21 protein-coding genes and 1 tRNA gene are annotated in these 21,647 nt (G+C 57.8%); 14 read left to right on the forward strand and 8 right to left on the reverse strand.

Annotation, left to right across the window (positions count from 1 at the left end; genetic code table 11):
* Window positions 1-128: 128 nt before the first annotated feature.
* The 4 genes from AB4P97_RS25560 (at window position 129) to AB4P97_RS25575 (ending at window position 5,774) form a co-directional block, all read left to right on the forward strand.
* Window positions 129-3,041 carry an aminotransferase gene (locus AB4P97_RS25560; protein WP_395601774.1) on the forward strand — a complete coding sequence of 971 codons (2,913 nt, stop codon included), beginning with the start codon at window positions 129-131 and terminating at the stop codon, window positions 3,039-3,041.
* Window positions 3,042-3,325: 284 nt separating this feature from the next.
* The gene (gene aguB, locus AB4P97_RS25565; protein ID WP_042557163.1) at window positions 3,326-4,204 is read left to right on the forward strand and encodes an N-carbamoylputrescine amidase; all 879 of its coding nucleotides are present in this window, start codon (window positions 3,326-3,328) and stop codon (window positions 4,202-4,204) included.
* 5 nt (window positions 4,205-4,209) lie between these two features.
* A complete protein-coding gene (gene aguA / locus AB4P97_RS25570; RefSeq protein ID WP_042557164.1) occupies window positions 4,210-5,316 on the forward strand; it encodes an agmatine deiminase in 1,107 nt (368 codons plus the stop codon).
* 245 nt (window positions 5,317-5,561) lie between these two features.
* Entirely contained in the window at window positions 5,562-5,774 is a 213-nt protein-coding gene (locus AB4P97_RS25575; RefSeq protein ID WP_042557165.1) for a hypothetical protein, read from the forward strand.
* 184 nt (window positions 5,775-5,958) lie between these two features.
* On the opposite strand, the gene AB4P97_RS25580 is transcribed toward AB4P97_RS25575, so the two are convergent.
* Window positions 5,959-8,052 carry a TonB-dependent receptor gene (locus AB4P97_RS25580; protein WP_395601775.1) on the reverse strand — a complete coding sequence of 698 codons (2,094 nt, stop codon included), beginning with the start codon at window positions 8,050-8,052 and terminating at the stop codon, window positions 5,959-5,961.
* A gap of 256 nt (window positions 8,053-8,308) precedes the next feature.
* On the opposite strand from AB4P97_RS25580, the gene AB4P97_RS25585 reads away from it, so the two are divergent.
* The 6 genes from AB4P97_RS25585 (at window position 8,309) to AB4P97_RS25610 (ending at window position 13,023) form a co-directional block, all read left to right on the forward strand.
* On the forward strand, window positions 8,309-8,977 hold the full coding sequence (locus AB4P97_RS25585) for a DsbA family protein (protein WP_042557167.1): 669 nt from the start codon (window positions 8,309-8,311) through the stop codon (window positions 8,975-8,977).
* Window positions 8,978-9,274: 297 nt separating this feature from the next.
* A complete protein-coding gene (locus AB4P97_RS25590; RefSeq protein WP_042557168.1) occupies window positions 9,275-10,579 on the forward strand; it encodes an OprD family porin in 1,305 nt (434 codons plus the stop codon).
* A gap of 231 nt (window positions 10,580-10,810) precedes the next feature.
* Complete coding sequence (locus AB4P97_RS25595) at window positions 10,811-11,557, forward strand: 2OG-Fe dioxygenase family protein (protein ID WP_042557169.1); 747 nt, start codon at window positions 10,811-10,813, stop codon at window positions 11,555-11,557.
* Window positions 11,558-11,636: 79 nt separating this feature from the next.
* Complete coding sequence (locus AB4P97_RS25600) at window positions 11,637-12,014, forward strand: GNAT family N-acetyltransferase (RefSeq protein WP_042557170.1); 378 nt, start codon at window positions 11,637-11,639, stop codon at window positions 12,012-12,014.
* Window positions 12,011-12,727, forward strand: a complete 717-nt coding sequence (locus AB4P97_RS25605) for an AzlC family ABC transporter permease (protein WP_042557171.1) — start codon at window positions 12,011-12,013, stop codon at window positions 12,725-12,727. The genes AB4P97_RS25600 and AB4P97_RS25605 overlap by 4 nt, the downstream gene beginning before the upstream one ends.
* Complete coding sequence (locus AB4P97_RS25610) at window positions 12,706-13,023, forward strand: AzlD domain-containing protein (protein ID WP_042557172.1); 318 nt, start codon at window positions 12,706-12,708, stop codon at window positions 13,021-13,023. The genes AB4P97_RS25605 and AB4P97_RS25610 overlap by 22 nt, the downstream gene beginning before the upstream one ends.
* Here AB4P97_RS25610 and AB4P97_RS25615 read toward each other — a convergent pair.
* Window positions 12,940-13,866 carry a LysR family transcriptional regulator gene (locus tag AB4P97_RS25615; protein WP_042557173.1) on the reverse strand — a complete coding sequence of 309 codons (927 nt, stop codon included), beginning with the start codon at window positions 13,864-13,866 and terminating at the stop codon, window positions 12,940-12,942. The two genes, AB4P97_RS25610 and AB4P97_RS25615, sit on opposite strands and share 84 nt — an antisense overlap.
* A gap of 470 nt (window positions 13,867-14,336) precedes the next feature.
* Between AB4P97_RS25615 and AB4P97_RS25620 the strand changes: the two genes are divergently transcribed.
* From AB4P97_RS25620 to AB4P97_RS25635, 4 genes are all read left to right on the forward strand, one after another.
* Window positions 14,337-14,627 (forward strand): type II toxin-antitoxin system RelB/DinJ family antitoxin, encoded by a 291-nt coding sequence (locus AB4P97_RS25620; protein ID WP_042557174.1) that lies wholly within the window; start codon window positions 14,337-14,339, stop codon window positions 14,625-14,627.
* A gap of 16 nt (window positions 14,628-14,643) precedes the next feature.
* Window positions 14,644-14,907 carry a type II toxin-antitoxin system YafQ family toxin gene (locus AB4P97_RS25625; RefSeq protein ID WP_234451719.1) on the forward strand — a complete coding sequence of 88 codons (264 nt, stop codon included), beginning with the start codon at window positions 14,644-14,646 and terminating at the stop codon, window positions 14,905-14,907.
* Between the two features lie 142 nt (window positions 14,908-15,049).
* Complete coding sequence (locus AB4P97_RS25630) at window positions 15,050-15,460, forward strand: MbcA/ParS/Xre antitoxin family protein (RefSeq protein WP_042557176.1); 411 nt, start codon at window positions 15,050-15,052, stop codon at window positions 15,458-15,460.
* The gene (locus AB4P97_RS25635; protein ID WP_042557177.1) at window positions 15,457-16,137 is read left to right on the forward strand and encodes an RES family NAD+ phosphorylase; all 681 of its coding nucleotides are present in this window, start codon (window positions 15,457-15,459) and stop codon (window positions 16,135-16,137) included. The genes AB4P97_RS25630 and AB4P97_RS25635 overlap by 4 nt, the downstream gene beginning before the upstream one ends.
* 272 nt (window positions 16,138-16,409) lie before the next feature.
* Here AB4P97_RS25635 and AB4P97_RS25640 read toward each other — a convergent pair.
* From AB4P97_RS25640 to AB4P97_RS25665, 6 genes are all read right to left on the reverse strand, one after another.
* Window positions 16,410-16,485: transfer RNA gene (locus AB4P97_RS25640), tRNA-Thr, on the reverse strand.
* A gap of 418 nt (window positions 16,486-16,903) precedes the next feature.
* Window positions 16,904-18,139, reverse strand: coding sequence for a methyltransferase (locus tag AB4P97_RS25645; RefSeq protein WP_042557178.1), 1,236 nt, complete (start codon window positions 18,137-18,139; stop codon window positions 16,904-16,906).
* A complete protein-coding gene (locus AB4P97_RS25650; protein ID WP_042557179.1) occupies window positions 18,120-18,809 on the reverse strand; it encodes an ABC transporter permease in 690 nt (229 codons plus the stop codon). Before AB4P97_RS25650 ends, AB4P97_RS25645 begins: the two co-directional genes overlap by 20 nt.
* Window positions 18,806-19,501, reverse strand: coding sequence for an ABC transporter permease (locus AB4P97_RS25655; protein ID WP_042557180.1), 696 nt, complete (start codon window positions 19,499-19,501; stop codon window positions 18,806-18,808). The genes AB4P97_RS25650 and AB4P97_RS25655 overlap by 4 nt, the downstream gene beginning before the upstream one ends.
* Window positions 19,502-19,579: 78 nt before the next feature.
* The gene (locus AB4P97_RS25660) at window positions 19,580-20,329 is read right to left on the reverse strand and encodes an ABC transporter substrate-binding protein (protein WP_042557181.1); all 750 of its coding nucleotides are present in this window, start codon (window positions 20,327-20,329) and stop codon (window positions 19,580-19,582) included.
* A 13-nt stretch (window positions 20,330-20,342) separates the two neighbouring features.
* Entirely contained in the window at window positions 20,343-21,116 is a 774-nt protein-coding gene (locus AB4P97_RS25665; protein WP_042557182.1) for an ABC transporter ATP-binding protein, read from the reverse strand.
* Window positions 21,117-21,647 lie beyond the last annotated feature (531 nt).

Here is a 21,647-nt window from a genome sequence, read left to right on the forward strand (position 1 = left end):
TGTGGACGGGCGACATTCTTGCGCAAGGTGCCGCCGGATGCGAGTGCTCGAATAACCAAAATCAGGGGTTGCGTCTTGCCAGAAGCAATGGCGATATAAGCGCCTAATAAAATTTCAGGGGTCGTTTCATGTCGCTCGACACGTTGATTCATCGCGCCAGTCTGCCCAGCCCGCAAGTCAGCGAGGCGCAGGCCCTGCAATGGCTGGCCGAGCATTACGGGCTCAGCGGCACGTTGCAGGCCCTTGGCAGCCAGCAGGATCTCAACTACCGCGTTGACAGTGCGCGCGGGCGGTTTGTGCTGAAAATCTGTCGGGGCGACTACGCCCTTGTAGAGTTGCAGGCCCAACACGCCGGCCTCAAGTATCTGGCCGAGCATTCTGATGTGCATGTGCCGCGCGTGATTGCGGCCAATAGCGGTGAGGATTTGCTGTCGCTTGAGGTCGACGGTGAGGCCGTCCATGTGCGGCTGCTGGATTACATCGAAGGCCAGCCGCTGACGCACCTCGATCACCTGGGCCACGCAGTGGTCGCCGGATTTGGTCGGCTTTGCGGCGAGATGGACCTGGCCTTGGCCGGGTTCGACCATGCGGGTCTGGAGCGTACGTTGCAGTGGGATGCACGCCACGCCAGCGCATTGATCGCCCACTTGCTACCGGTGATCAAGGACGAGCAGCAACGCACGTTGATCGCCGACGTCGCCAGGCAGGCCGAGCGCCGTTTGCAGCCGTTGCTGGAAAAACTGCCGGTGCAGGCGATCCACATGGACATCACCGATGACAACGTGGTCTGGCAGCGTGACGCGCAGCGCCACTGGCAATTGCAGGGTGTCATCGACTTCGGCGATCTGGTGCGCACCTGGCGTATCACCGATCTGTCAGTGACCTGCGCGGCTTTGCTGCACCATGCCGGTGGCGATCCGTTTGTGATTCTGCCGGCGGTTCAGGCCTATCACGCGGTCAATCCGCTGCAACATGAAGAGCTGCAAGCGTTATGGCCGCTGATCGTCGCCCGTGCAGCGGTGCTGGTGCTCAGCGGCGAACAACAAGTCAGTATCGATCCGGATAACACCTACAGCCGCGACAACCTCAGTCACGAGTGGGAGATTTTCCGCGTCGCCACATCAGTGCCGTTGGCGTTGATGGAGGCGGCGATTCTCAGTGCGGTGGGTCAGACATTGCCGGCAATCAACAGCGCAGGTTTCGCGCCGTTGTTGCCAGAGCTGGTCGGGCGCGAATTTGCGCTGATCGATCTCGGTGTACTCAGCCCGCATTTCGAGGCCGGCAACTGGGAGCAGGAGGGCATTGACCAACGCCTGCTGAACGAAGCCGCCGCCGCTCATGGTCTGGCGGCGAGCCGTTATGGTCAGTACCGTTTGTCACGCACCCGTCCGGACAGTGCTGATGAGCCGGATACCTTCCCACTGCACGTCGAGTTGCGCGTGCCGAATGGCACTGCGGTGGAAGCGCCGTTTGCCGGCGTGTTGCATCAAAAGGCAGACGGGGCATTGCAACTGGACGGCCCGCAGCTCAGCGTTCGGCTGTGGGGGGTGGCGCCAACGCTGCACAGTGGCGCGGCGCTGGTCAAAGGTCAGGTGCTGGGATCGGTCAGCGGACCGTTGAGCGTGCAACTGATTCGCGGCGCGGATCTGGATGCGCCGCTGTTCTGTAAGCCGTCCCATGCACCCGCGTGGCAGTCGTTGTGCCCGTCACCGGCTGCTTTGCTGGGACTTGCCTGCGATGCCGAACCGGAGCTGGATTGGCAAACGTTGCTCGAACGCCGCGATGCCAGTTTCGCCCGCACGCAAAAACATTATTACGTCGATCCGCCACGCATCGAACGCGGCTGGCGCAATCACCTGATCGACATGCAGGGCCGTTCGTACCTCGACATGCTCAACAACGTGGCTGTGCTCGGTCACGGCCATCCGCGCATGGCGGCGGTCGCGGCCCGTCAGTGGTCGCTGCTCAATACCAACTCGCGGTTCAACTATGCAGCGGTGGCCGAGTTTTCCGAACGCTTGCTGAAACTGGCGCCGGAAGGAATGGATCGGGTGTTTCTGGTCAACAGCGGCAGCGAAGCCAATGACCTGGCGATTCGTCTGGCGTGGGCCTACAGCGGCGGTCGCGACATGATCAGCGTGCTTGAGGCTTATCACGGCTGGACGATCGGCGCCGATGCGGTGTCGACCTCGATCGCCGACAACCCGAAAGCCCTCGAAAGCCGTCCGGAGTGGGTGCATCCGGTGCCGGCACCGAACACGTATCGTGGCGAATTCCGCGGCCTCGATTCGGCGCCGGACTACGTGCGCAGCGTCGAACATCATCTGGAAAAAATCGCCGAGCAGAAACGCCAATTGGCCGGGTTCATCTGCGAGCCGGTGTACGGCAATGCCGGGGGTATATCGCTGCCGCCGGGTTACTTGAAGCAGGTGTATGCGCTGGTCCGCGCGCAGGGCGGTGTGTGTATTGCCGACGAAGTGCAGGTTGGATACGGGCGCATGGGCCATTTCTTCTGGGGGGTCGAGGAGCAGGGCGTGGTGCCGGACATCATCACCATGGCCAAAGGCATGGGCAACGGTCAGCCACTGGGTGCGGTAATCACGCGCCGGGAAATCGCCGAGGCCCTGGAAGCCGAGGGTTACTTCTTCTCGTCGGCCGGCGGCAGTCCGGTGAGCTGCCAGATCGGCATGGCCGTGCTGGATGTGATGGAGGAAGAAAAGCTCTGGGAGAACGCTCAGGTAGTCGGTGGCCATTTCAAGGCGCGGCTCGAAGCGTTGATCGATAAACATCCGCTGGTCGGTGCGGTGCATGGGTCCGGTTTCTATCTGGGCGTGGAACTGATCCGTCATCGCGAGACGCTGGAGCCGGCGACTGAAGAGACGACGTTGCTGTGTGATCGCCTGCGCGAGCTGGGGATTTTCATGCAGCCGACCGGCGATGACCTGAACATTCTCAAGATCAAACCGCCGATGGTGACCTCGCGTCAGAGTGTGGATTTCTTCGTCGACATGCTCGATCAGGTGCTTGAAGAAGGCCTGTAACCCACCGATCCCCTGTAGGAGCTGCCGAAGGCTGCGATCTTTTGATCTTGCTTTTCAAAGGCAAAAGCAAAAGATCGCAGCCTCCGGCAGCTCCTACATAAAGCGGATTTATATCGGTAATTTGTAGTTATTTTTGGATGAGCTGATAGTTAAATGCTTTTAAAGCCGATATTTATCGGCTATAAAGTCGCCATTGCTCCGGCATGGCGATGGCTGTCCGGTGCGTGCGTTTTTTCTCTTCGGTCGAATCCTCGACCTTCAAAGCAATTGCCCGGAGATGATTCATGAGCCGTACCGTTACCGTCGCCGCCACTCAGATGGCCTGTTCCTGGGATCTGGAAGCCAACCTCGAAACTGCCGAAAGACTGGTGCGTGAAGCCGCAGCCAAAGGTGCGCAGATCATCCTGATCCAGGAATTGTTCGAAGCGCCGTACTTCTGCCAGAAGCCCAACCCGGACTATCTGCAACTGGCCACGACGGTTGAAGAAAACGTCGCAATCAAGCATTTCCAGAAAATCGCCAAAGAACTGCAAGTGGTGTTGCCCATCAGCTTCTACGAGCTCGCCGGGCGTGCGCGGTTTAACAGCATCGCGATCATCGATGCCGATGGCAGCAATCTCGGGATTTATCGTAAAAGCCACATTCCGGACGGCCCGGGTTACCACGAGAAGTACTACTTCAACCCGGGCGATACCGGTTTCAAGGTGTGGAACACCCGTTACGCGAAAATCGGCGTGGGCATCTGCTGGGATCAGTGGTTCCCGGAAGCTGCACGCAGCATGGCCCTGCAAGGCGCGGAAATCCTGTTCTATCCAACCGCGATCGGCAGCGAGCCGCACGACAACAGCATTTCGTCGCGCGATCACTGGCAGCGCGTGCAGCAGGGGCATGCCGGCGCAAACTTGATGCCCTTGATCGCCAGCAACCGTATCGGCAACGAAGAACAGGACGGCTACGACATCACCTTTTACGGCTCATCGTTCATCGCCGACCAGTTCGGCGAAAAAGTGCAGGAGCTGAATAAAACCGAAGAAGGTATTCTTGTGCACACTTTCAACCTCGACGAGCTGGAACATATTCGCAGCGCGTGGGGTTCATTCCGCGACCGCCGGCCGAATCTGTACGGCGCGTTGAAAACCCTCGACGGTTCCCTGGAGTCCTGATCCCGATGACCACATTGAAAAGTACCCCACGCGCCGACGGCTTCCATATGCCGGCCGAGTGGGCGCCACAAACCCAGACCTGGATGATCTGGCCCGAGCGCCCGGACAACTGGCGTCTGGGCGGCAAACCGGCGCAGGCCGCACACGCGGCGGTGGCCAAAGCCATCGCCCGTTTCGAGCCGGTGACCGTTGCCGTGTCCGCCGGCCAGTACGAAAACGCTCGCGCGCGCCTCGACGTGCCGAATATCCGCGTGGTCGAGATGTCCAGCGATGACGCCTGGGTACGCGACAGCGGCCCGACATTCGTCATCAATAACAACGGCGAAGTGCGCGGTGTGAACTGGGACTTCAACGCCTGGGGCGGCTTCGACGGTGGTCTGTACGCGCCGTGGAATCGCGATTCGCAGGTTGGCGGCAAGATCCTCGAGATCGAGCGCAGCCCGCGCTATCGCACTGAAGGTTTTGTGCTTGAAGGCGGCTCGATTCACGTCGATGGCGAAGGCACGTTGATCACCACCGAAGAATGCCTGCTCAACCGCAATCGCAACCCGCATCTGGGACGCGAAGAGATCGAAGCGGTGCTGAGCGACAATCTGGCTGTGGATAAAATCATCTGGCTGCCGGACGGTTTGTTCAACGACGAAACCGACGGCCATGTGGATAACTTCTGCTGCTACGTGCGTCCGGGTGAAGTGTTGCTGGCGTGGACCGATGATCCACAAGACCCGAACTACCCGCGCTGCCAGGCGGCAATGAACGTGCTGCAAAACAGCACTGATGCCAAGGGTCGCCCGTTCACGGTGCACAAGATGCCGATTCCGGGGCCGCTGTATGCGACCGAAGAAGAGTGCGCTGGCGTCGATCCTGTGGATGGCTCGCAGGAGCGTAATCCGAGCGTGCGCCTGGCCGGTTCCTACGTGAACTTCCTGATCGTCAACGGCGGCATCATCGCCCCGAGCTTCGACGATCCAATGGATGCCCCGGCCCGTGAAATTCTGCAGAACCTGTTTCCGCAGCACGAAGTGGTGATGGTGCCGGGCCGCGAACTGTTACTGGGTGGCGGCAATATTCACTGCCTTACCCAACAGCAGCCAGCGCCGCACAAAGAGTGAGTTGAGTCGTAACAGCTTGAGCTGATTAGCAAATCAGCCGAGCAATGATTAGTTCGCTATGTGCGCAAAGAGGCCCGCAGCCCGACAGGACTGCGGGCCTCTTTGTATCCGCTTGTCGACAAATCGCAAACCTTGGCACAGCTCTTGTATTTGTACCGGTGCACTAGGGAGGGAGGGGAACTTCAACAGTTCTGTCATAAACCTTGGATAACGTAGCCGCTCACGAACGGGGAGAGAGCGCTGAAATGAACGCCGAAGTGAACGTAGTCAGCGAGCGGACGTTGCATCCCATGGCCGTAAACGGCGAATCGCTCCAGATGGTCGCGCACTTTTTGAGGTCCAATGGAACGCGTCAGATCAGGGTACCTGATCCGCGCCGGATGATGATCGAGCGCTATCCCGCTGACCTTTTCAGCGAGGACGAACTGGAAGCGTTGTGGGCTGTGATGGAAGGATAAGAAAAACAACAGGGATTGGTGAAAGCGCTGCCGGGATGGCGGCGCTTTTTTTTGCACGGTTATTTTGTACACACCCATTCAATGTGGAGGCGAGCCTGCTCGCGAAGGCGTCAGACCAGCCAGTATCTCGCTGGCTGATCCACCGCTTTCGCGAGCAGGCTCGTTCCTACAGGGTTCAAGGTGATTAGAAGGAATAGGTCCCCGTCATCACCACGCTACGCGGCGCCCCCGGCATGATCTGCGCGGCGCTGGTCGCCGAAGCGTAATACTCGCGATCGGTGATGTTGTTCAACGCCGTACGCAAATCCCAGTCCTTGAAGCGATAACCGACCAGCGCATCCCAACGGCCATAGCCTGGCAGCACGGTGGTATTGGCGTTATCGGCATAACGCTGGCCGACCAGGGTCAGGCCGGTTTCGCCGTACCAGCCCATCTCCGGTTTCCAGGTCAGGAACAGACTGCCGTTGTGCTTGGCGACGTTGTTGATGCGTTTGCCTTCCAGACCGTTGTTGTCCTTCTCGATCTTCGCATCCTGCATACCGACGCCACCGCGCACGTACCAGTTGCCGACGATGTTGCCGGTAGCGGTCAGTTCGATCCCGCGCGAGCGTTGCAGACCGGACATCACCGTCAGGGTCGGATCATTGGGATCGGTGGTGCGACGGTTGTAGAGCTCCAGGTCATAGATCGCCAGCGTTGTGCTGAGGCGATCATCGAGCCAGTCGCTCTTCACGCCGATTTCTTTCTGCTTGGTCAGCTCGGGGCTCAGGTCGTTGGTATTGCCGGCCGCCCCCGGCGTGATGCCGATCAGGCCACCGCCCACTGGCGAGAAGGTCTTCGACCACGACGCGTAGAAGGAATGATTCTGCAGTGGCGTCCAGACCAGGCCCACGCGCGGGCTGGTGCTGTGGCTGTCGCGATCTTCGGTCATGTTGCGCAGCTTGTTGGTCGACTCGATATCAAACGTGTCGTAGCGCAATCCGCCGAGCAATTGCCATTGATCGTTCAGACGCAGTTGATCCTGCACGAAGAGCGCACGGCTTTCGACTTCGGTGTGGCTGCTGCTGGAGACCTGCATGGCGCCGGTGTGACGCAGATCGCGGTTCGGGTTGAACAGGTCGAGCGATGGCACCGGCTGCGCGCCTGGCGTTCTGCCGATGGCGGCGTTGTACAACGTCGGATCGCGGCGCTGGCTGCCGATTTCGATACCGGTCAGCAAACGATGCTCAAGGCCAAACGTATCGAAACCACCTTCCAGTTCGACGGTGTTGTAGACGTTGCGGGTGGTCAGATCCTGCTGCCAGTGCTGGCGCGTGACCTTGTTGGTCGCGGGCGTGTAACCGGTGAGGTAGGTGTTGTCGAAATCGCTGTCGAGCTTGAATACGCCGAGGGTCTGGCGCAGTTGCCAGTTGTCGTTGATTTCGTAAGTGAGTCTGGAGCGCAACGATTGCGACTTGTCGTCGATGAAGTCGTGATCGTTGCCGTAGGTCGTGTCGCGACCGACATCGGCCGGCCGGCCATTCGCGCCCGGAATACCGCGATCGGGGGTGCGGTTGTAGCGGCTGTATTCGTACTGCACCAGCCAGTTCAGGTCGGGCGTCAGTTGCCAGCTCATCGACGGTGCGAACAGTTGGCGGTTACCGCTGACGCCATCGCGAAAGCTGTTCTCATCCATGTTGCCCATGTTCAGGCGCAGGCTGATGTTCTCACTCGGGTCGGTGCTGAGGTCGGCGTACAGGCTGCGCAGATCTTCGCTGCCGCCCTGGGCTTCGATGGTCGAGCGGCGGCCGGCCTCAGGCGCTTTGCTCACGCGGTTGACGATCCCGCCCTGACTGCCGCGGCCGTACAACACGGCCGCTGGGCCTTTGAGCACTTCGACGCGTTCGATATTGTGCAAGTCGCGCTTGTATTGGCTGTCGTCGCGAATGCCGTCCAGATAGAAGTCGTTGCTGGCGTCGAAGCCGCGGATACGCAAACTGTCGAAGCGGGTGTCGGCGCTGCTGCTGACGTTGGGCATGCCACTCAGGGCATCGCCGATGTTGTTGGTACCGTAATTGGCGACGTTCGACGTTTTGATCGAATCAATGGCCTGGGGCACATAACGCACCGGGGTCGAAGTACGGGTCGCGGTGTTGCTGATCTTTACCCGCGGATCATCGGCTTGCGTTTCAGCGCTGATCGCGGTGGCGGGTAATTCGGTCGCGGAGTAGGCAAAACCGCTGGACAGAAAAGCAGAAAGCCCAAGGGTGACGGGCGTAAGACGGAACGGGGCAGGCATTGAAAAGCGCATCCGGAAGGTTGGGAAGAATCAAACGCGTGAATGGTAATGCTTTGCATTTGCTTCCGTTAATTATTCCTGAAAAGTTCCCTTGCGTGATTGTTTCAATTTGTGTCGGTCTCGATACAACCTGACCGTTCGGACAATTCGCCCGATTCACGAAACAGTCTGAAAGCCATTCCGGCGTTTTTCCGCATTGGCTTGAGTACTAGTCTGCCGGCATGAACTTTTCCCACGTTTATGCCGGAGTTTTCTGATGATCCTTCACTACATTTACGACCCATTGTGCGGTTGGTGTTATGGCGCCAAGCCGCTGGTGGAAGCGGCGCAACTCGTGCTGCCGGTGAGTGCTCATGCGGGCGGGATGATGAGCGGCGCCAACCGCCAAAGCGTTTCACCGCAGTTGCGCAATTACGTCATGCCCCACGATCGGCGCATTGCCGAATACACCGGGCAGCCTTTTGGCGAAGCGTATTTCGACGGCTTGCTGCGCGATCACACGGCCGTCTTTGACTCGACACCACCGATCGCTGCCGTTTTGGCGGCAGAGGCAATCGACGGCCGTGGTCTGGAAGTGCTCGGGCGTTTGCAGGCTGCGCATTACCTGGAAGGGCGGCGGATTGCCGATGAATCTGTCCTTCTGGAGCTCGCAAGCGACTTGGGCTACGCCGAGGAAATCTTTCAGCCCGCGTTTAAATCCGTGGATACCGAGCAACATATAAAAGCCAGTCGCGCACTGCTGGCTCAGTTGGGCGGGCAGGGATTCCCGACGCTCGCGTTGGAACATGACGGCCACTACACGCTTATTGATATCAGCCCTTGGCTGGGCAAGCCGCAGGCCTTTGCCGATTGGTTAGGTCAGGCGATTCGCAGCGATGGTACTGGAGAGTCTTCTGCGTTTTGTGGTCTTGACGGGTGTGCTTGATACGCGCGGGATTCACTGGCTTAACGCATTTCCGTGCAAGGAGTGAGCGGGAAATTTACGTTTCTTAGACGATTTTCGCCTATTTAAAGACGATTCTTGAAATTGACACAATGTTAAGGGCGCGGCTACGATTCGGCCCAACGCCTGTGGCCAACCGCCATGACTCAAAAATAATAAGAAGGCCCGCCACGACTTTGTCGTGGGCGGGCCTTTTTGTTTCGGGGTGAAAAAAGAGCGCAATAGCGCCGTTTCAGCCGTTCGACACAGCGCGTTTCAACCCGAAATAAGGAAAATAAAATGTTGAACAAGCGAATCAGCCTGATCGCTCTGGGGATGTTGAGCGCTACACAGGCCATGGCTAACGACCAGGCCGAGTCCAAGGGTTTTCAAGAAGACAGCAGCCTCAAAGTACTGCTGCGTAATGCCTACATCAATCGTGATTACAAAGACGGTAACGACGATAAAGCCGAGTGGGGCCAAGCGGCCATCGGTACGTTCTCGTCCGGTTTCACCCAAGGCACCATTGGTGTCGGCGTGGACGCTTTCGGTCTGTACGCACTGCGTCTGGATGGCGGCAAGGGCCGTAGCGGCGCCGGTGGTATCGATTTCTTCAAGCAAGAAAATGACGGTCGCGCGAACCATGACATAGCGAAGGCCGGCGCGGCGGTGAAATTCCGCTTCTCCAACACCGTGCTGACCTACGGCGACCAGATGCCGGCCCTGCCGGTGCTGAACTACGACAACTCCCGCCTGCTGCCGGAAAGCTACACCGGTACCTTGATCACTTCCAGAGAGATCAAAGGCCTGGAACTGAACGCCGGTCGTTTCACCGCCGAATCGCGCAAGAGCGATGAAGGCCGTGACAGCGGTGGTCTGAAGTCGATCAACGTTTTAGGCGGCAGCTACCAGTTCACAGAGCACTTCAAAGGTGCGCTGTACGCTTCCGACGTTGAAGACGTATTGAAGAAACAATACGTGAACGCCAACTACGTGTTGCCGTTCAACAAGGATCAGTCGCTGACCCTGGACTTCAACGGTTATCGCACCAAACTGGATAGCTCCTACGTTCGCGAAAACACCGTTCCGGGCAAAAGCATCGTTACTGGTCAGGACAACAAGATCTGGAGCCTGGCTGCGACTTTCGCCACTGGCCCGCACTCGTTCACCGTGGCGCACCAGCGCTCCACCGGCGACAGCAACCTGGGCTACGCCTACGGCGGCTATCAGAAGGATCAACAACGCGTAGGCGACGGTGGCAACACCATCTACCTGGCCAACTCCTACTGGTCCGACTTCAACGCTGAAGACGAGCGCAGCTGGCAGCTGGGTTACGGTCTGGACTTCGGCGCATTCGGCGTACCGGGTCTGAGCTACAACTTCGCTTACGTGCGTGGCGACAACATCACCACGTCCACCAGCGAAGGCGGCACCGAGCGCGAAATCTTCAACCAGTTCAAGTACGTCGTGCAAAGTGGCCCGGCCAAAGACCTGAGCGTGAAACTGCGCAGCTCGATCCTGCGTGTTTCGCAGAAATCCAGCGAGTACAACGTCAGCGGCAACGAGCTGCGTGTATTCGTGGACTACCCGATCAACATCTTCTGATGACCGATCAGGTGTAAAAAGTTTGAAAAAAACCCCGACTGTTTCGGGGTTTTTTTCGACGGTTTTTTAGTAAAAACCGGAAAAAACCCGTGTTTTTGTCATGTAAAAGTTGTTTTTCAGTCGCTTCAAACCCCGTTTCAAACAACGCTTTAAATGCCTGAAATTCTTTCTCATGGACGCAAATTCTGCACCTAATAGATTAGGCCGCTCAATGCAGCGGAGAATTTGGTAATGATCGTTTTGAACAGAGAAGTGGGCGAATCGCTACGGCGCGACAAATACGTCAACGTCCAGGGTGGTGACTTCAATCTCTACGGTCATTTCGCCGACTTCGTCAGACTGACCAAAAGTTGGGAAAACATGGAGCCTGACAGTTACTACGGCCAAGCCGAAGCCGGCATGCGTTTCCGTCGTTACAGCGATTTTGAGTACAACCCCAAGACTCGCGAACTGAAACAGCTCGAACATCGCGCGTACGTGCAGTCCAAGGAAAACAACGCCTATGTCGGCGGTCTGGTCCGGCACTTCCAGGACTTTTCCGATGAGGTGATTTCGTCGCCGGTGATGCGCAGCCTGATCGACACCGACTTTGAGGTGTACAAAAGCGTGTTGCCGGAAGAGCTGCACGATGAAATCTGGCAGTGCCAGATCCATCAAATTCGCATCGAGATCAAACCCGGCAAACAGCTGGAAATCACCCCCGAAGGGATTCATTGCGACGGTTATCCGTTCAGCGGTGTGCACTTCTGGGGCCGCAACAATGTCGAGGGTGCAGAGAGTCGTTTGTACGACATCCACGAGCATCAACTGGCGTCGACCACTTACCAGGAAATTCTCGATACTACCTACTTCCTCGACCGCGACATGCGCCACTACGTGACCCCGGCGCGCAACTCGCACACCCATGCCATGGCGTACCGGCAGATTCTGGCGATTTCCTTCTCGCGGCCCGGGACCGCTTTCGACATTGTTCGCTAATCAGATCACCCCAATCGACGGCGTCGAGTGCTCGACGCCGGTGCTGCTGCGGCGCGCCACGGCCAAGGATGCGCAGCGCATGGAGCGCTTCTTCCGCCAGTTCGATGAAGTGTCCTTCTGCGAATGGCAGGACGCCAAGTGCCTGCGCGGCGTATTAATCCAGAAAACCACCACGGCCTTTCTGGCCTTCGACGTGGCCGGCGAGATCGTAGGAGCGGTGCTGGGCGGGATGCTCGGCAGTCGCGGTACGATCAATCATCTGGCGGTCAGTCCGCTCTATCGCAGCCAGGGCGTCGGTCAACGTCTGGTTGAAGCGGCATCGTGCGACATGAAACGTGTCGGCGTGTTGCGGATGTTTCTGTTCGTCGACGATGCTAACCTCGCGGGCAAGCGTTTTTGGGCTGCCCAGGGTTTTTGCGAGCCTCACGGCGAACGGACATTTGAGAGGGATCTATGAATGAAACGTCCGGCAGTGCGCCGCTGATGGTCAACCATCAGCCGTCGCGTACATTTGCCGAAGCCAGCCCGGTGGTCGCCGGGTATTTCACGGTGGCGTTCGTGTTCGGCTTGATGGCCGTCAATGCGGGCCTGCCAATTTGGCTGCCCGTGGCGATGTGCTTGTTCGTGTATGCCGGCGCTTCGCAATTTGCTGCTTTGGCGCTGATCTCCAGCGGTGCTTCGCTGACCACCATTGTGCTGACCACATTCCTGATCAATGCGCGGCACATGTTGATGTCGGTGTACATGGCAAAAGCCCTGCGTGCGTTAGGGCTCAGTCGCATGGAGCGATGGTGCTACGCCGGTGGCCTGACCGACGAATCCTTTGCTTTCCACAGCGTAAAACTCGGCACCGGCGCGCCGGTCAACGTGCGTTATCTGATTGGCTTCAACCTGTTCTGCCACACCTCGTGGGTGCTCGGTGGCCTGCTCGGCGCGGTCTGTGCCCAGTACGCGGCGCACTTGATCAAATATCAGCTCGACTACGCACTGACGGCGATGATGCTCTACGTGCTGGTTTCACTGTGCAACACCCGCAACAAACTCATCGCCGCCGCGGCTGCTGTGGTTTGCATGGGAGCACTGAGCCTGGTCGGCAGCTCGCCGTTTAATGTGTTTATCGCCACGTTTGTGGGCTGCGGAGTGGGTGTATGCCTGACCAAACGTTCCTGATTCTGGTGGTCGCGCTGATGATGGCCGTGACCTTCCTGCCACGGGCATTGCCCTTGCAGATCAACACCGATCACTGGCCGCCGTTTATCGCGCGCGCGCTGGAATACCTGCCAGTGGCGATCGTGGCTGCGATCAGCCTGACTCCCTTGTTGATCAAGGATCAGCACATACAGCTCGATCGCCCGGAGTTCTATGCTGCGATTCCGACGTTGTTATGTGCGTATTTCAGCAAAAACCTCTTTCTCAGTGTGGCGGTTGGGACGGCTGCGTACATTGCGCTCGGCTCGCTCATGTAGCGGTAGATCGACCACGTCGCTCAACGCCTGGTTCGACAGGTCCGGGTTGTTGATCGCCAGCCGCACCTCAAGGAAATCCTCGAAACCGGGGAAGATCGTCAGGCCGTTCTTCTGCGCGGCCTCGCGGGAGACCATGCCAACTGCATCCATCTGCGTGATCAGCGATAGCGTAAGGGTCTCGCTGCAGGAATAGACCATGCGTTGACCGTTCTCGTGATTGCCCAGCCCGGCGTCGAGAAAGCGCAAGAAGCTGTGGGAATACGGACAATCTTCCGCAGGACGCACCTGAAACTTGTTGCCCAGCAACGTCAGCGGATCATTCTCCTGCCCACAATGCGCGCCGACCACCTGCACCTGTACATCCGGCAGGACAATGCTTGGCAAACCCGGACGCTGCGGGCCGATCAGCACCCCGAGGTCAAAGTCTTCATTTTTCAGCTTGCTGAGGTTTTCCATCGACTCGGCGTAGCTGAATTCCATCTGATAATCGGGAAACACCTCAATCAGGCGTCCGATCATTCGCCGATTGAAGTCAGGCGACAACGTGTTGTTCAACGCAACCTTCAACGTGCGTTGCCCCGGCACTTTGAGCGCCTCGACTTTTTCTTCCATCTGTCGCGTGGCAATCAGCACTCTGTCCATATAAGGCGTCAGCTCGGTGCCTTGCGGCGTCAGCGTCAGCCCTTTGTTGGAGCGACGAAACAAGCGGAAACCGAACTGCTCTTCGACCTTGTTCAACTGCGCGGCCAATGCCTGCACGGTCAGGCACGAATGCTCGGCTGCGGCCGACAACGAGCCGGTCTGCACGATGCGCATGAGGTTGCGTAAGGTTCTGCTATCCATGGGTAATGCCCTCTGAAGTGGGCTGGGTATTGTTGTTTACGAGACGACCGGTCCGGTGTCATATGCCGGCTATATTCCTGCACCTGAGCATAGTTGTCGCGGGTTTAGTAGCGAATTGATGTCCCCGCCGATGGCTGGAGGCTGACACAGGATCGGGGTTTTTGATGACTCGGGGGTGATTGGGGTCAAAAAAAGTTCGGGGCTTTGGGGAAAAGTTGAGGTTTTCAAAGGGGAAGTGACTGACAGGGGAAGTGGTTTTTGCCTGTAACAGGCACAGACGATTCTTCGGAGAAGCGGAGATTTGGCTGATAGCGTCTGTCTGTCAAACCAGATGAAATAGACGTTCGGGATGCGACGCGGACCTATGAAAAACCGTCTATCAACTTCGCATTGACCGCCAAAGATCCACCCGACCACAATGCAGAGGTAGCGCTGATGTAGCTACAAAAAACCACAAGAGGTATTTGAAAATGACTGCACTGCTGAAAACCACGGATGTGCGTTGCCGCATTGATGAGGATTTGAAGGCGCGCGCGACCGAGGTTTTGAACGCTTGCGGGCTCAGCATTAGCGATGCCATGCGACTTTTTCTGCGCCAGGTTGTTGCGACCCAGGGACTGCCCTTTGAGGTACGTGTGCCCTCAGAGAAAACGGCCCGCGCAATGATGGAAGCCCGAGATATTCGCCAGCGTTTCGACTCGATAGACGACATGCTGAGGGCTGCTGATGGCGAAACCGGAGAAAACACAAAAGCGCGCTGAACGGCCGAAACAGTGTATGCAAACGTCCGAGTTCAAGAAGTCGTGGGAGCGTTATAAACGCGCTGGAAGGCGCGATATGAACGAAGTCAGGAATGTGATGGTGATGCTTTTTTTAGCTGATCAGCTACCCCCTGAATATTTGGATCATGCTCTGACCGGAGATTGGTCGGGATTCCGCGAGTGCCATATCGGTGGCGATTTTCTGATGATCTATGAAAACACTCGACCGGACCTGATCACGTTTGTTGATTTGGGGAGTCACTCGGAGTTGTTCAACTAGTACAGATATAAAGTCGCGTTGATGTCGAGTTTTTACAGTCACTGCTCTGTTCGTAATTTTCTTCGCTTACGAATAATTTTCAGATAATGGTTCGGATGTGGTCTAGAGTGAAGGTAAGTTAAATTCACGTCAGGAGGCGGTCATGCCCACCTCAACCCCAGCCCTCAACCCGCGCGAACAACTCGACGCCCCCGAAGCAGGCCGCGTCGCGCTGAAGTTTTTCTTCAACCTCATGGAGCGCTGGGGCTGCAACGCCGAGCAGCAACGCACATTGCTCGGCGGTGTCGGCAACACCACGTTCTACAAGTACAAACACCTGCCGCCAAACGTTCGCCTACCCCACGACACCCTTGAGCGCATCTCCTACCTGATGGGCATTCACAAGGCGTTGAGCATCATCTTCAGCAATAGCCGCGAACGCGCTTATACGTGGGTCAGCAGCCCGAACACTGCCGCGCCGTTTAATGGGCAAACCGCTCTGGACTACATGCTGGCCGGACGCGTGGTCGATATCGCCGATGTACGACGCTATCTCGATGGAGTGCGCGGTTGAGCGCGCCAGCGCTGGCTGATCCGCATTGGCCGCGTGCCTACCGGATCGTTAACAGCAGCTTCCCGCCAATTGCGCTGTTCGAAGACGTGCTCGACCCTGAAGACCTGGAAATTGCCTACGCCCTCGAAGCGCTGACCAACGATCGTCTGATCGCCCAGGCGGGAGTCCTTGATCGGGTGCGCCCGGAAGACCGGCTCTCAGGCCCCGGATCGACCCCGGTGATGGCTGCGTTCACGCACATCGGCAAAAGCAGCCGCTTTACCGACGGCACCTTCGGCGTTTACTACGCCGCCAGCAGCCAGGCCGCGGCTATCGCCGAAACCTGTTATCACCAGGAACGCTTTCTCGCAGCCACCAACGAAGCAGACCTCGAATTGACCATGCGCACCTACGTCAACCGAGTCGTCAAACCGCTGCACGACATTCGCCACGACTATCCGAACCTGCACAATCCTGATCCGGATGCCTACGGCCCTTCTCAGGCATTTGCCCGGCAGCTACGTGAAGCCCAATCCTGGGGTTTGCTTTACAACAGCGTTCGCTTAGCCGGACACGAATGCGTCGCTGCGTTCCGGCCACCGGCAGTTTCGATTCCCAAGCAGGGCAAACATCTGCGTTATGTGTGGAGCGCGAGCCAGAGGAGGATTTCGTTTGTGTTGGAGATCAGTCAGGTCTGAAATGCAAAAAGCCCTCGCAGCAGCAAGGGCTTCACGCGGGTGATTTACATCAACGGTTTACCTGGCGGCGCGTCCATTAATTTCACCACATCATCGATTAGCGCCTTGCTCAATTCTTGCGAATATTACGAGGCACAAGCGTGAGGGTTTGGATCGCGAGAGACTGAAGAGTCCGCAGTGAGGGTCTATTGTTACTGAAGACGGTGCGCCAAAAATATAAACACGCCAGAAACAACAAAGCCCCTGCATTTCTGCAGGGGCTTCGTTTTGTATGGTGCCGGCACCAGGAGTCGAACCCGGGACCTACTGATTACAAGTCAGTTGCTCTACCAACTGAGCTATACCGGCGTGTGGGCGACGATTATAGCGATTGGGTTAAATCTGTAAACCCCTGAATTCAGACTATTTTTACGCCGGTGCAGGATCAAGCTCAACGAAGGCGAAATCTCTGGGTTTTCACCCTTGAAAACAGGCACTTTCAAGGTCTGTATTGCTCGCCTGAGGCGGGGACTTTTTCTGTCAGATCTGCCTCGTATTAGGTGATTTATGCCGTTTTGAATGGAAGCTTATGCACAACTGATCGGCGTGCCCGCGCTCAAGTGCGAGTATTTGTGGACGCGTTCTCATTTTGTTCGCAAATCCCTGTTTTACTGGTTTTTTATTTATGTGAACAAAAAATGACCAGTAGTGTTAAGGCTTCGAAACAGCCGTGGATATTGGATCCATCAGAATTTCATCAACAGAGTTATCCACAGGCTGGAGTGTTTTAAGCACGTTCTGCGAGCAGCAGGAGATTGCGCGGTGTGAGCGGTGCATCGCAGAAGGTGCCAAGGCGCACGATGTATCCCTGTTCGCTTAGGAAAAGTGCTCGATCCAGATTTAGCCAAAGCTCCAGTGGTCGTCGGAATAATCCGCGAAGTAATTCCAGGTTGCGAACTTCGGCTAACCGCTGCCAACCGGCCGCCTCCACCGCTGGCCAATCCTGCGAGCCGATTGTGGATAACTCTTTGAGCGCTGCCAGATCTCGGCAGTAATCGGCGAAGGTTTTTTCCAGCCAGGCGCTGGGTAGCGAAGGGGTTGGCAGGTACTGGTCGATCCCGCTCAGTTGCCGTTGCAGCAAGTCAAATGCAAGGCGTCTTGCCATGGAGGTGTCGCGTTGGCGTCGGACTCTGGCACCGGCGGTGACGGTTTCGCTCATCGGCAGCGCCAGATCTTCTAGAGAGAGCCGTAGGAGCGATCCCGAGGCGGCCAAGGATGACGCCTGATATTCCGTGCGATTGATCCGGTTGTAGCAGCACGGGGCGATTGCCATTTGTCGGCAACCGGCGGCGCTGGCCAGTTGCATCAGGCGCACATGCAGATCGCCGCAGGCGTGGAGGGCAACCGGAGTGTGACGTGCGTTCAATACGGCTGAAGCATCTGCCGCCAGAACATCCTGTTCAACATGCTGCGCGTTTAATTGATGACGCTGGCTCAGCGCCTGACCACTGGCAACCAGCGCCGGATCGTACTCAACGCTCGTCAGTTGTTGCCCGGTGCTCAGCAGACGCCGCCCCAAGTGTCCCTTCCCGGAGCACCAGTCCAGCCAATGCGTCGGTTGCGATGCGAAGGATAGTCGACTGCCGAACGCCTCGATCTGCTGCCATTTACGCCCCGGTACATCCACATTCAAGCGCTGGCTTGCAGCTTCCAGCGCATGCCCGGGCAACTCTCCGACCGCACTCAGTTCAGCCGACAACGCCGCCAATGAAGCGAACGGCTCCGGCGCATCGGCAAGATTGGCAGGGTTGTTGTGAGCATTTTCCGCATCTTGCAGCGACCGCCCGCGTAGCCATGAGGCCAGCTCCGGGTAGGACGCTTCCCAGGGAAGCTGCAGATGAGTGAACGGTCGAGGTTTCCACAACGCCTGATGCGCTGTCAGAAAAGTATCCAGTGCCGTGAAGCGGGCGAGTAAATCCTCGCCCGTCAGCACGTGGGAAGTTTCAGCGCCCTTGGCAGGCATCGACGCGCAGCCAGCGCTCCAGCAGCTTGAAGCCGCGCACCAGCACGTAAGCCATTACCAGATAGAACACGCCAGCGGCGAAGAAGATTTCCACCGGCAGGTAGGTGCGGGCAATGATCGTGCGGGCCATGCCGGTCAGTTCCAGCAGGGTGACGGTGCTGGCCAGGGCGCTGGCCTTGAGCATCAATATCACTTCGTTGCTGTACGCCGGCAGGCCGATGCGCGCTGCACGCGGCAGGATGATGTAGAACATCGCTTTGGGCTTAGACATGCCCAGTGCACGCGCCGCTTCGATCTCGCCCGGAGGGATCGCCTGAATCGCGCCGCGCAGGATCTCGGCGATGTACGCCGCGGTGTGCAGGGTCATGGTTACCGTTGCGCACCAGAACGGATCGCGCAGGTACGGCCACATCGGGCTGTTACGCACAGCGTCGAACTGCGCCAGGCCGTAATAGACGAGGAACAGCTGAACCAGCAACGGTGTGCCGCGGAAAAAGAAGATGTAGGCGTAGGGCAAAGCACGCACGCACCAGAGCTTCGAAGAGCGGGCGATGCCCAGCGGGATCGCCAGTAACAGGCCGGCAATCACGGCGATGGCCACCAGTTCCAGGGTCAGGGTCGCGCCCTGCGCCAGTTTCGGCAGCCACTTGATGATGACTTCCCAGTTCATTGAGCGCTCCTCGCAAAGCCGCGGGCGGCGCGTTTTTCCAGGAAGTGCATGCCGATCATCGCCACCACCGTCAGGCCGAGATACATCAGCGCAGCAACCATATAGAACGTGAACGGCTGTTTAGACATGGTCACGCCGATCTGTGCATGACGCATGATTTCTTCCAGGCCGATCACCGACACCAGCGCGGTGTCTTTCATCAGGATCATGAACAGGTTGCCCAGGCCCGGGAGGGCGATGCGCCACATCTGCGGCATGATCAGCTTGGTGAAAATCCGCCATTTCGACAGGCCCAGGGCCACGCCGGCCTCTCGGTGACCTTTGGGAATGGCGAGGATTGCGCCACGAAACACTTCCGTGGCGTAGGCGCCGAAGCACAAACCGAGCGCGATGACGCCGGCGGCGAAGGCGCTGAGTGCGAGATCGGGATTGCCGAAAAACTCGCCGAGCGCGCGCATCAGGTTGACCGTACCGAAGTAGATCAACAGTACCCAGAGCAATTCCGGGACGCCGCGCACCAGGGTTGAATAAAAGCCGCCAAGCCATTGCAGCGGCTTGTACGGGGAAGTCTTGGCCAAGGCGCCGAGCAGACCGAGCACCAGACCCAGGCACAGGGCCGAGAGAGCCAGTTTGACGGTCATCAGCGCGCCAGCGGCGAGCGCCGGGCCGAATCCGTAAAGGTCGATAATCATGGATTTCTTTTCAAATCGCGGCAGGCAAGGTCGGGAGCCGGCGCCGTTGAATCACGGCGCCAGTTCCGCAGGTCAGGATCAGTAGATGCTGAACGGGAAGTACTTGTCGTTGATCTTCTTGTAGGTACCGTCAGCGACGATTTCCTTCAGTGCAGCGTTCAGCTTCTCGCGCAGTGGATCGCCCTTGCGCACAGCAATGCCGATCTTGTCGCTTTCCACGACCGGGTCGCCTTTGAACTCGTAGTTCTTGCCGGCGTCGCTTTTCAGCCAGTCATAGTTGGCGTACTTGTCGGCGAGGATGGCGTCGACGCGACCGGAGGTCAGGTCGAGGTAGGCGTTTTCCTGGGTGTCATAGAGGCTGACCTTGATGTCATCAGCGTAGGTATCTTCCAGCCAGGTGCCGGCCAGCGTGGCACGCTGCGTACCGATGGTCTTGCCTTTGAGCGAGTCCTTGTCGGTTTTGAAGTCGACGTTTTTCGGTGCGATGAACTGCAGCTTGTTCGAGTAGTACGGGTCGGTGAAGTCCACCGCGCCTTTGCGCTCTTCGGTGATCGACAAAGATGAGATCAGGAAGTCGAATTTCTTCGCGTTCAGCGACGGGATGATGCCGTCCCAATCGGAAGTGACTACGGTGCACTCGACTTTCATCTTGGCGCACAGGGCGTCGCCGATGTCTTTGTCGAAGCCGACCACGTTGCCACTGGCGTCTTTATTGTTGAACGGCGGGTAAGCCGCTTCGATGCCCATCTTCAGGGTTTCGGCCATGGCACCGGCGCTGAACGCCAGCGAGACGGCCGCAGCCAGGAAGACCTTTTTATAGTTCTGCATGCATGTTGCTCCGTTAGCGGTTGCTGGACATGAATTGTTTGCAGCGCGCCGAAAGCGGGTTTTCGAACACCTGCTGTGGCGATCCTTGCTCTTCTATCAAGCCTTGGTGAAGGAACACCACTTCGCTGGAGACCTGACGGGCGAAGCCCATTTCGTGGGTCACGAGCAGCATGGTGCGGCCTTCTTCGGCCAATGCGCGGATGACACTAAGTACTTCCTGAACCATTTCCGGGTCAAGGGCGGAGGTGGGCTCGTCGAACAGGATCACCTTCGGTTGCATCGCGAGCGTGCGCGCGATGGCCGCGCGTTGCTGCTGGCCACCGGACAGTTGCGCCGGGTAGGCGTGGCGCTTGTCGGCGATGCCGACCTTGGCCAGCAGTGCTTCGGCGACTTCGATGGCTTCGGCCTTGCTCTGGCCGAGCACGCGGCGTGGGGCTTCGATGATGTTGTCGAGCACGCTCATGTGCGGCCACAGATTAAAGTTTTGAAACACAAAACCAATCTCGGAGCGCAGGCGGTTGATCTGTTTGCCGTCGGCGGCAACCAGTTCGCCATTCTTGGCAGCCTTGAGCTTGAGTTCTTCACCGGCCACCAGGATCTGGCCCTGGTGCGGGTTTTCCAACAGATTGATGCAACGCAGGAACGTGGACTTGCCGGAACCGGAGGAACCCAGGATCGAGATCACATCGCCGTCGCGGGCGGTCAGCGAGATGCCTTTGAGCACCTCAAGCTGTCCGTAGCGTTTGTGCAAGTTGCGGATTTCAAGCGCGGGCGTGGCCTCAGCCATGTGCGTTCCTCATATATGTTGCGCTCCTGCTGTTGGATGGCCTTCCTGGCGAGGCGGCCAAGCTAGCATAGCGTTTCAATGGCAGCCAACAGCGCTACGAGCGGTAAACGGGTGGCATGTGGCGGGTTGTCGCATCAGCACAGCAGACTGTCGCCCCATCAACAACCGAACGGGTGTTTGAACGTGCAATCGCGTGGGTGTCGCGTAAAAAAAGGCGCGATGTTGCCAGCTTTGGCGGGGTGTTGGAAGCGCTATCCGGCCGAACGTTCCCGATTCGCCCTTTTATTGTGCATCCCACAATTTTTCAGTGTGTTTCTGGTGCGCGGATTCGTCTTCAAAGTGAGTCGCAGGGTAACGCTCTGGCAGATTGCCATTAAATCCAAGGACTTGCGATGACTGTCCGGTCGCGCGCAAAGCCCCGGCCTGAAAGAGTTTGAAATATTTTGGCGCAATTATTGCGTGCAGAATAAGGAACGCCCCGTTGGTTTCTTTTTACGGAAATGAAATTACGGACGGGCCGGACGCAATCGC

The sequence above is a fragment of the Pseudomonas sp. A1230 genome (assembly GCF_044218825.1).
GTDB lineage: Bacteria > Pseudomonadota > Gammaproteobacteria > Pseudomonadales > Pseudomonadaceae > Aquipseudomonas > Aquipseudomonas iridis.